Annotated in this window: 15 protein-coding genes; 13 read left to right on the plus strand and 2 right to left on the minus strand. The window is 63.1% G+C overall.

The genetic code is table 11. The annotated features are described in order from the left end of the window. Positions 1-3 precede the first annotated feature (3 nt). The 3 genes from sulP (at position 4) to IV113_RS14580 (ending at position 3,089) form a co-directional block, all read left to right on the plus strand. Positions 4-1,740, plus strand: a complete 1,737-nt coding sequence (gene sulP, locus IV113_RS14570; protein ID WP_291086387.1) for a sulfate permease — start codon at positions 4-6, stop codon at positions 1,738-1,740. Between the two features lie 194 nt (positions 1,741-1,934). Continuing rightward, complete coding sequence (locus tag IV113_RS14575) at positions 1,935-2,507, plus strand: hypothetical protein (RefSeq protein ID WP_291086389.1); 573 nt, start codon at positions 1,935-1,937, stop codon at positions 2,505-2,507. A 171-nt stretch (positions 2,508-2,678) separates the two neighbouring features. Beyond that, a complete protein-coding gene (locus tag IV113_RS14580) occupies positions 2,679-3,089 on the plus strand; it encodes a DUF302 domain-containing protein (protein WP_291086391.1) in 411 nt (136 codons plus the stop codon). Between the two features lie 229 nt (positions 3,090-3,318). Here IV113_RS14580 and IV113_RS14585 read toward each other — a convergent pair whose 3' ends face one another. After that, a complete protein-coding gene (locus tag IV113_RS14585; protein ID WP_291086393.1) occupies positions 3,319-3,741 on the minus strand; it encodes a MerR family transcriptional regulator in 423 nt (140 codons plus the stop codon). Positions 3,742-4,088: 347 nt separating this feature from the next. Between IV113_RS14585 and IV113_RS26250 the strand changes: the two genes are divergently transcribed. The 10 genes from IV113_RS26250 (at position 4,089) to IV113_RS14635 (ending at position 8,609) form a co-directional block, all read left to right on the plus strand. Next, positions 4,089-4,475: a hypothetical protein gene (locus tag IV113_RS26250; RefSeq protein WP_363318621.1), complete on the plus strand. Its 387-nt coding sequence runs from the start codon at positions 4,089-4,091 to the stop codon at positions 4,473-4,475. After that, the gene (locus IV113_RS14595; protein WP_291086395.1) at positions 4,459-4,830 is read left to right on the plus strand and encodes a DUF3703 domain-containing protein; all 372 of its coding nucleotides are present in this window, start codon (positions 4,459-4,461) and stop codon (positions 4,828-4,830) included. The genes IV113_RS26250 and IV113_RS14595 overlap by 17 nt, the downstream gene beginning before the upstream one ends. Continuing rightward, on the plus strand, positions 4,827-5,225 hold the full coding sequence (locus IV113_RS14600; protein WP_291086397.1) for a hypothetical protein: 399 nt from the start codon (positions 4,827-4,829) through the stop codon (positions 5,223-5,225). The genes IV113_RS14595 and IV113_RS14600 overlap by 4 nt, the downstream gene beginning before the upstream one ends. Before the next feature lie 94 nt (positions 5,226-5,319). Continuing rightward, the gene (gene lspA / locus IV113_RS14605; protein WP_291086399.1) at positions 5,320-5,844 is read left to right on the plus strand and encodes a signal peptidase II; all 525 of its coding nucleotides are present in this window, start codon (positions 5,320-5,322) and stop codon (positions 5,842-5,844) included. Then, positions 5,841-6,257 (plus strand): disulfide bond formation protein B, encoded by a 417-nt coding sequence (locus IV113_RS14610; protein WP_291086401.1) that lies wholly within the window; start codon positions 5,841-5,843, stop codon positions 6,255-6,257. Before lspA ends, IV113_RS14610 begins: the two co-directional genes overlap by 4 nt. Continuing rightward, complete coding sequence (locus IV113_RS14615; RefSeq protein WP_291086403.1) at positions 6,254-6,910, plus strand: thioredoxin domain-containing protein; 657 nt, start codon at positions 6,254-6,256, stop codon at positions 6,908-6,910. The genes IV113_RS14610 and IV113_RS14615 overlap by 4 nt, the downstream gene beginning before the upstream one ends. Next, positions 6,907-7,539, plus strand: coding sequence for an SCO family protein (locus IV113_RS14620; RefSeq protein ID WP_291086405.1), 633 nt, complete (start codon positions 6,907-6,909; stop codon positions 7,537-7,539). Before IV113_RS14615 ends, IV113_RS14620 begins: the two co-directional genes overlap by 4 nt. A 15-nt stretch (positions 7,540-7,554) precedes the next feature. Beyond that, positions 7,555-7,878 (plus strand): YnfA family protein, encoded by a 324-nt coding sequence (locus tag IV113_RS14625; protein WP_291086407.1) that lies wholly within the window; start codon positions 7,555-7,557, stop codon positions 7,876-7,878. A gap of 85 nt (positions 7,879-7,963) precedes the next feature. After that, positions 7,964-8,116, plus strand: a complete 153-nt coding sequence (locus tag IV113_RS14630; protein WP_291086409.1) for a hypothetical protein — start codon at positions 7,964-7,966, stop codon at positions 8,114-8,116. Further along, the gene (locus IV113_RS14635; protein WP_291086411.1) at positions 8,088-8,609 is read left to right on the plus strand and encodes a thioredoxin domain-containing protein; all 522 of its coding nucleotides are present in this window, start codon (positions 8,088-8,090) and stop codon (positions 8,607-8,609) included. The genes IV113_RS14630 and IV113_RS14635 overlap by 29 nt, the downstream gene beginning before the upstream one ends. Before the next feature lie 108 nt (positions 8,610-8,717). On the opposite strand, the gene IV113_RS14640 is transcribed toward IV113_RS14635, so the two are convergent. Further along, positions 8,718-9,338 (minus strand): Crp/Fnr family transcriptional regulator, encoded by a 621-nt coding sequence (locus tag IV113_RS14640; RefSeq protein ID WP_291086413.1) that lies wholly within the window; start codon positions 9,336-9,338, stop codon positions 8,718-8,720. Between the last annotated feature and the right edge of the window lie 58 nt (positions 9,339-9,396).

The raw sequence follows: 9,396 nt of genomic DNA on the forward strand, positions 1-9,396 counted from the left end.
CGCATGAATCCATCGTCCTCTTGGTGCCAATGGTTGCCGTCCTTGCCCGTGTTGCAGTGGGGTCGCGCGTACAACCGCGAGACGCTGGTGAGCGACGGCGTGGCGGCGCTCATCGTCACCATCATGCTCATCCCCCAGAGCCTGGCCTACGCCATGCTCGCGGGCTTGCCGCCCGAGGTGGGGCTCTACGCCAGCGTGGCGCCGCTGCTGCTCTACGCCGTGTTCGGCACCAGCCGCGTGCTGGCTGTGGGGCCGGTGGCGGTGGTCTCGCTCATGACGGCCGCCGCCATTGGGCAGCACGCCGTGGCCGGCACCCCGGAGTACTGGGCGATGGCCATCACGCTGGCGTTCCTCTCGGGCTTGCTGTTGCTGGCCATGGGCTTAATGCGCCTGGGTTTCCTGGCACACTTTCTCAGCCACCCGGTCATCTCCGGTTTCATCTCGGCCTCGGGCATCCTGATCGCGGCGAGCCAGCTCAAGACGCTGATGGGCGTCAAGGCTGAAGGCGACAACTTCGTCGATCTCAGCCTGTCGCTGTTGTCGCAGGTGGGTCAAGTGCATGTGCTGACGCTGGTCATCGGTGCTGCGACGGTGGCGTTTCTGTTCTGGGTGCGCAGTGGTCTCAAACCGCTGTTGCTGCGCGTCGGCCTGACGCCCCGCGCGGCCGACGTGCTCGCCAAGACCGGCCCGGTGGCGGCAATTGCCGTGACCACGCTGCTCACCTGGGGCCTGGACTGGCAGGCGCAGGGCGTGAAGATCGTGGGTGCCGTGCCCCAGGGCCTGCCGCCGTTCACGCTGCCGCTGTGGGACCTCGGGCTGTGGCAGCAACTGCTGGTGCCGGCGCTGCTCATCAGTGTGGTCGGGTTCGTCGAGTCGGTGTCGGTCGGGCAGACCCTGGCGGCGAAACGGCGCCAGCGCATCGAACCCGATCAGGAACTGGTGGCGCTCGGGTCGAGCAATCTCTCGGCCGCGTTCACTGGCGGCTTCCCGGTCACCGGCGGCTTCGCGCGCTCGGTGGTCAATTTCGACGCCGGTGCACAAACCCCGGCGGCTGGTGTGTTCACCGCCGCCGGTATCACTCTGGCCTCGCTGTTCCTAACGCCGGCGCTGTACTACCTGCCGCAGGCCACCCTGGCCGCCACCATCGTGGTGGCGGTGCTGTCGCTGGTGGACTTCAGCATCCTGCGCAAGACGTGGAACTACGCGAAGTCCGACTTTGTGGCGGTGCTGGCCACGCTGGTGGCCACGCTCACCGTGGGTGTAGAGACCGGTCTGGTGGTTGGTGTGGCGCTGTCACTGGCGCTCTATCTTTACCGCACGAGCCGCCCGCACATGGCCGAGGTGGGACTGGTGGCGGGGACTGAACATTTTCGCAACGTGCAGCGCCACACCGTGGTGGTAAGCCCGCGGGTGTTGAGCCTGCGGGTGGACGAGAGCCTGTACTTCGCCAACTCACGCGCGCTGGAAGACCGCATCAACAACGCGGTGGCCAACCGGCCCGGACTGGAGCATGTGGTGCTGCAGTGCTCGGCCATCAACGACATCGATGCCAGTGCCCTGGAAAGCCTGGAAGCGATCGACCTGCGCCTGCGCGGCGCCGGCCTGCAACTGCACCTGTCCGAGGTCAAGGGGCCCGTGATGGACCGCTTGAAAAACACCGAATTCCTGCACGGCCTGAGCGGTCGGGTGTTTCTCACCCACTACCAGGCCATCCACGACCTCTCTCCCGAAGTTGGTTGAGTTCGCGCGTGGGTGCACTTGGACGTGACCACCGCCTACCTGGCGCAATCGTGAAGACACGTCGCAAAAGGCGCGCGCGTACGGCAACGAACAGAAGCCACCAAGCTTCGTAGCGACACTTCGGGTGAGCAGTAGGTGCATCGCTTCGATGCTCCGGCCCGCCTTGTTCGAAGCGCCTTTTGGGTAGCAGTCCTGTGATCATTCCTTCTCTGCCACGGCGGCAAAAACGACTGGCGAGTGCCACTCACGTCGCCTTGTATCTGCTGTTGGTCGTCATGCCCATCCTCGCATGGCTCACGCTCAGCGCCGCGGGAAAGCCCATCCCCTTCTTCGGCGTTCAATTGCTAGCGTTGCTGGCCGAGAACAAGAGCCTCTCCGACCAACTGAAGGAGGTTCACGAGACGATCCGGCACAGTCGGCTACTTCCTGATTGGCGCGCATGCTGTTGCGTCGCTGTTGACACCGCACCCACGGGCCATACCATGCTGTTGATGGACGCGACCGGCGCCTACCATCGGCAGATGACGCGCGAGTTCGAAGGACACGGTGATGCGCGTGTCGTCACGCCTTTGATGCGGCTGCAGCACGCCGCGTACACGAAGATCATTCTGGTCACGCTGCTAGAGGTCACACCCGTGTCGCAGGCGGCGGCGATGCAGGAGGACTTGCGCCGCCGCCTGCATCGAGCCCTATGCCTGGGTGCTCGACAAGACCGTGCTGGCTGCGGGCACGCGCGACCCGCTGCTGGGTGCGCCGTTTTGGGCTGAGCGCAAGCAGATGGAACGAATGGCCGCAGGGCTGGCCAAACGCATGTTCACGCTTCCATGGCTAACCATCCCGCCGATCGGATTCTCCGAGTTGTCCAAACTGGTCAGCAACACATCGTCCGCTGCGGCAGTTCACGCCTGAACCCATCCACCCACACCACAAGGAACACCATGTACGGCTTCACCACCACCCTCTCCGACACCTCGTTCGAACAGGCACTTGTAAAGACTATCGCCGAGTTGAAGGCCGAGGGCTTCGGCGTGTTGAGCGATATTGACGTGCAGCTCGCCATGAAGGAAAAGCTCGGCGTCGACATGCCGCCCTATCGAATCCTTGGTGCCTGCAACCCGCCGCTGGCCCACCAGGCCCTGCAGGCGGTGCCGGACATCGGTCTGCTGCTGCCCTGCAACGTGATCGTTCGCGAGGAATCCCCGGGCCGAGTGGTGGTCGGCTTTCTCGACCCTCAGATCATGGTGAACTTGGTCGGAAAGCCCCAGGTCAAGGCTGTGGCTGACGCGGCGGAACAGCGACTGCGCCGTGTCTGCGAGAGCCTTGGCGGCAGCACGACGCAGCTTGCCTGACCCCGAGTGAGTTCGTCAGAAAGAGGTCTAATTAACAAGCCAGAAGTGACGTCTCCCTCGAATTCTGGATAGAGGTACGGTTGCTTTTGACGTTGCGCACATGATCGCTGCCTTAGCGATGAGGTTGAACTCAGTTTCGATGTTGGCCGACGCGCTAGGGCTTCGGCACGCCGTGATCTGGGAAATCTGACAAAACGCAGATGCGTTTCGCCCTGGTACCAAACAGCTTTCAAGCTGGATGGCAAGCGCTTGATTCCCCATGCGCGGCAGACACGAGTTCGTCCAGGATGCCGCAGTGGCCTTCATGGGTGCCTGAACAGCGCGCTCGCAACTTCAGCAGCTGTTTCTCCAGCGCCCGCATGCTCTTGAGGCGGGCTGGCACGCGGACCAGTTGATCGTCCACCAGAACGTCAACGTCGTCGCATTGTGTATCGGCCTTGTCCACAAAACCCAGCAGTCGGCTCACATCGGCCAGCGGCATGTCCAGAGCCCGGCAGTGGCGGATGAAGGACAGACGCTCCAGGTGCGAGGCCTCGTAGTCGCGGTAACCGTTTTCGCGCCGGGCCGGCTCGGCCAGCAGGCCCTGTTTTTCGTAGTACCGGATGGTCTCCACATCTACGCCCGTGGCGCGTGCCAAGTCTTTGATCTGCATGTTGTCAGCCCCCTTCAAACAAGTGATTGACACTGTAGTGGCTCCAGGGTTTCCAATGCAGGCATCGAAAGGAAGAACCATGCCTGCCTATTGCTGTGACCACGAGACTCCCAAGGTTGAGGCCATCGTCAACCTGCCCTGCGACCGCAAAATCCTGTGGATCGCCCTGATCATCAACGCTGTCATGTTCTTGGTCGAGATCGGCGCCGGATTTCAGGCAGGTTCACTCTCGCTGCTGGCCGACGCGGTCGACTTCGCCGGCGACCCGATGAACTACTCAGTATCGCTGGCGATGCTGGCCTCTGCGCTGGCATGGCGCGCGCGCGGCTATGCTCAAGGCGGTGAGCATGATGGGCTTTGGCCTCTATGTGCTGGGCGCTGCGGTGTGGGCGGTGTGGCACGGCGGCGTACCGCAGGCCCTGACCATGGGCGCGGTGGCGCTGCTCGCCCCGGTGGCCAACGTGGCCGTGGCCTGGATGCTCTACGCGTTTCGCGAAGGTGACGCGAACATGCGCAGCGTGTGGCTGTGCTCGCGCAACGACGCCATCGACAACGTGGCGGTGTTCATGGCCGCGCTCGGTGTGTTCGGCACCGGCTCGGCCTGGCCCGACCTCGCGGTGGCCACCCTGATGGCCACACTGGCCTTGCACGGCGGGTGGACGGTGATGCGGCAGGCGCGAGGTGAGCTGGGCGAAGACAGTGCCAAGGAAGACCACCATGGCCACGTCCATTGAGCGATCGAGCAACCGCCGATTTGACGGCGCCGCCCACGCCCAACTGATCCAAAGCGCAAAAACCGCAGCCTCGGCAGAGCAGGCCTGGCTGTACCTGGAGGCGGCCCATGTCGTGGGGCAGCTGCACGTCAAGCCGCACCTGCAGACCCACGCACAGATGTTGAACTTGTCCTTGCGCACCCGCGACTGGTCCGAGGCAGTGGGACAGGTGATGCGCCTGGCGCTGGTGCCGCTGGGCCACCTGAGCGGGCGCCTGCCGTTGGGCAACCCGGGCCGGTCCACAGTGAGCGCCTTCGAGCCCTTGCCTGTGCGTCCCGAGCTGGCTGAGCTGATAGCCCGTGCACGCGGCCATTGAAATGGCTGCCGCTTAAAATTTATCGTATGCGCGCTTTTCTGATCTTGTTGATGCTCACGCTGCTGCCGCTGCAATTTTCTGCAGCGGCGGAGTGCTGCGGCCACGTTCCAGCCACGCAGGAGTCGCAGGCCACGCATCATCAGCCCGGCCAAGGGCAGGCGGTGGAGGGCGTTGAAGACGTGGTCGTTGGTGATAGCGGCTTTGATCTCGATTGCGGAACCTGCCACGCGAACTGCGCCGTCGCTGTCACGGCGACCACCGCGTCCATGGCCATCTCTGCAGGTGCTGAACCGGTCGAACACCTCGCCGAACGCCGCTTGCCACCCTGGTATGTGCAACCGTATCGTCCCCAATGGTCCACGCCGACAGGTTCGGGGTGGAACGCTGTCTCCTGAAGCGCTGACAGGCACGACTTCCCCGATCCCCAGGCTTCAAGTGGCCGCCGTCTCAGGCGGTGGCCGACCCGGATCGTTTTGGAAGGACTCTCTTATGACCGCTCGCTGGACCCAGCGAAACCCCAGATGGACGTGGCTCGCCGCCGTGGCCATCCTTCTCTTGCTGGATCAATCCACCAAGTCGTATTTCTCCACCATCCTCGAAGTGGGTGAAGCGGTTCGGGTCACCGACTGGTTCAACTTCGTGCATGTGCTCAACACGGGCGCCGCCTTCTCGTTGTTGGCCGATGCCGGCGGCTGGCAACGCTGGTTTTTCATCGGCGTGTCGGTGCTGGTGGTGGGTGTTGTCTCAGTGGTGTGCCTCGCGCGGCAGGCCGACCCTCTTGACCGCTGGCTGGGCGCCTTTGTGGCGGGCGGTGGTGGCGGAAACCTCGTGGACCGCGTTCAGATTGGTGCCGTGGTGGACTTCCTCGACTTTCACTGGGGCAACATCCATTGGCCAGCCTTCAATCTGGCCGATGTCTTCATCGTCTGCGCCGCGCTGACCTGGTGCCTTGTTTCATTGAAAGCGCCACCGCGCCAACCGACCCGAAAAACCTCTGAGGAGCTTCCTTCATGAAGCGTGGCTGGTTCTGGATCATGGGCGCCTGGGCCTTCGCTCTGGTGTCCACTCTCGGTGCGCTGTTCATCGGTGAAGTCATGGGCATGACGCCCTGCCTGCTCTGCTGGTACCAGCGCATCTTCATGTTCCCGTTGGCAATCATCCTGGGCATCGCCGCTTTCGCCGAGGACCGGCGTGGTGCCGTGTATGCGCTGCCGCTGGCCCTGGGTGGTTCAGCGGTGGCCGGCTACCACACCGCACTCATCGCCGGGTGGGTGCCCAAGTGGTGGGTTCCTTGCGGCACCGGGCCTTCGTGCAGCGAGCAGAGTCTCGAAATCCTGGGTGGCATCCAGATTCCCTGGTTGTCTCTCCTGGCCTTCATCGCCATCGCCTTCCTGCTTTTTGTTTACTTGAGAAAGACCCGTTCTTGAACGCCAAAAAATTCACCGTCATTGCCCTGGTGGCCATCGTTGCCGCGTTCTTCTACCTGGGCATGAACGCCTACAAATCGCGTGTGCAGACCGCTCAGGAAGTGCAGGTCAAGGCCGAGCAGACCCGCCTGGTGCGCATGCACTCGCCGGTGTTCGGCCCGCAGAACGCACCGGTCACCATCGTCGAGTTCTTTGACCCAGCCTGCGAGACCTGCCGCGCGTTCTATCCCATCGTCAAGAACCTGATGGCCCAGTACCCCAAAGACGTGAGGCTTGTGATCCGTTATGCGCCGTTCCACCAGGGCTCGGACCGCGTGGTCAAGCTGCTGGAATCGGCCAAGAGCCAAGGCAAGTACCAAACGGTGCTTGAAGCCGTGCTGGCTGCGCAGCCCGCCTGGGCCGATCACGGCCAGCCCAACATCGAGACCGCATTCAAGGTGGCGGAGCAGGCGGGGCTGGACCTCACGAAGGCGAGGCAGGACATCGAGAAACCCGGTATGCAGTCCTTGCTGCAGCAAGACATCGAAGACCTCACTACGCTGCAAGTCACCAAGACACCCACCTTCTTTGTGAATGGCCGCAGCCTGCCCAGCTTCGGGCCCGATCAGCTGGCCGCGCTGGTGGCCGAAGAAGTGGCCAAGGTGAAGAAATGAGAAAGATGGCTCCCGCACTTACTTTTAACCGACGCAAGGTGCTGGCGTTGAGCGCTTCGTGGCTTGCGGCAGGTGGTTTCTTGGCTGGCTGTTCGCCCCAGGCGCTCACTTTCAAGAGCACCGACATCACAGGCGCTGCCTTCGCTCAGGACCTCAAGCTCACCGACCACACCGGGCAGGTACGTACCATGGCCGATTTTCGCGGCAAGGCGGTGGTGGTGTTCTTCGGCTTCACGCAGTGCCCTGATGTGTGCCCCACCTCCATGACCACCCTGGCCGAGGTCAAACGCCTGATGGGTGATCGGGGCAAGCAGTTTCAGGTGCTCTTCATCACCGTGGACCCGGAGCGCGATACGTTGCCGCTGCTCAAGGAGTACATGACCAATTTCGACCCGAGCTTTCTGGCGCTGCGCCCTGAACCGACCGAGCTGAAGGCCGTGGCTGACAGCTTCAAGATCTACTACCGAAAAGCCGAGGGCACGACACCCACTTCGTACACGATGGACCATTCGGCTGGTAAGTACGTGTTCGACACCAGCGGCGCCGTTCGACTGTTTTCGAGCTACGGAACTGATCCTGGCGTGATCGCCGAAGACATCCTGACCCTGCTGAAATCCATGGACGTATGACCACCCGTTGCCGGCATGAAAACCCTGCTACTCTACTTCGTCACCGCCATCGCCGAGATCGTGGGCTGCTACTTGCCGCTGCTGTGGCTGCGCGGCCAGGGCTCGGGCTGGTTGTTGTTGCCTGCAGCGGCCGTGAGCCTGGCTACCTTCGCCTGGCTGCTCACCCTGCACGCTGCGCCGTCGGGGCGGGTTTACGCGGCGTACGGCGGGGTCTATGTGGTGGTGGCGCTCGCTTGGCTGTGGTCGGTCGATGGCATCCGACCGACCACCTGGGATCTGGCGGGTGTGGCCGTCACGCTGGCAGGCATGGCGATCATTGCGTACCAACCTCGAGCATGAAATCAGACAGCCTGCCGACCGTGAATGAAGCCGACGCGCCTATCTTGCACCGAGCGTCGGCATCCAAAGTGCTGAGTGCCTCTGCATGACCCGACGTCACATCGTTTTTCTCTCGGCGCTGGTCGCCATGGTGCTGTTTGCCGCCGCTGTCTTTCTCTATCAACGGCACACCTTACAGGTTGCAGCATTGCAGGCTTCGGAGCAGGCCGGTGCGACCGCACTCGCCAATCATTGGTAACGCGGAAGCGCCGGTCACCATTGTCGAGTTCTTCGATCCCGCATGCGAAGCGTGCAAAGCCTTTCATCCTCGCGTGAAACAGATCCTGGCGGCGCTTCCGCGGGAGACGCGCCTGGTGATTCGGTACACGCCGTTTCACAGGGAGGCTTCTGTGGAAGCGGTGAGGCTTCTTGAAGCTGCGCGTGCGCAGGGGAAACTCGAACCCGTGCTTGAAGCCTTGCTGGACGGACAGCGGGCTTGGACGGGTCAAGGTGCGAACGCCTACGTTCGAGCGTGGGCCATTGCGCAATCCGTCGGCCTGGACGTGGAGCAGGCACGCCAGCACATTGCCTCTGGCTCCGTGGATACCTTGCTGGCGCAAGACGTCTTGGACCTGAAGGCGATCGGGGTTCGAGCCACCCCGACCTTTTTCGTCAACGGTAAGCCGCTGTCTTCGACCGATCCGGAACAGCTCTTTGAGCTGGTCAAGAGCGAGGTGGAGCGCCTTCGATAGTCGCCGTGAGCGTGAGCGATCGTTTCGTGCCCGCCTCTGGCGCGAGGGCGCTGCAGTTGACGGCGATTTCTCGCGCAGGGCGACGCCTTGGACAGCGCGCGTTGGTGCTCAGCGCTTTTGGTCGCGCGCCAGCGCGATGAACCCTGTCTCGCGGAACACCACGCCGTCTTTCTCCAGCACGGCAACGGTGCGGTAAAGCGCCTCGTGGGTCACGGCCAGCTCAGTGGCAAGGGACTTCAGACCGGATCCGATACGAAGGTGGCCATCCACGCCTTCGGTTTCGATCATGTGCAGCAACCGTTCTCCCACACCTTTGAGCGACATGCGCTCGCACTGAGCCCGCAGGCGGCGTACCTCGGCGTTGAGCATCCCGATCCAGCGCAACGCGAAGGTGGGGTCTGTCGCCAGCGCGGCCTTGAGCGGTTCGATGGGCAGTGCCACCGCCTGGCCCGGCGTGGTCACCACCGCATCGCAGTGGTAGCTGCCCGATTCCAGGCTGGCCTCGGCCACGAAACCCTGGCGAACCCGCTGCAGCACCACGGTGTCGCCCTGTTCGCCCATGCGCTCCAGCACGATCTCGCCGCTGACCACAAAGTACATGTGCCTGGGGCGCTGGCGCTGCAGGAACAGGCGTTCGCCCTTGCACAATTCGATACCGGACGACACGGCCGTGAGGCTGGCCGGAAGCAGCTTGCGCAGCGTGTCGGGGACCGTGGGCGTTGGGGTCATGTGAATGTTGGGGCGTGTGATTCAAATCATATGAGTTCAGGCGCTTCGTTCCGACAAT

It is taken from the genome of Hydrogenophaga sp. (genome assembly GCF_018780385.1).
Classification (GTDB): Bacteria; Pseudomonadota; Gammaproteobacteria; order Burkholderiales; family Burkholderiaceae_C; genus Hydrogenophaga.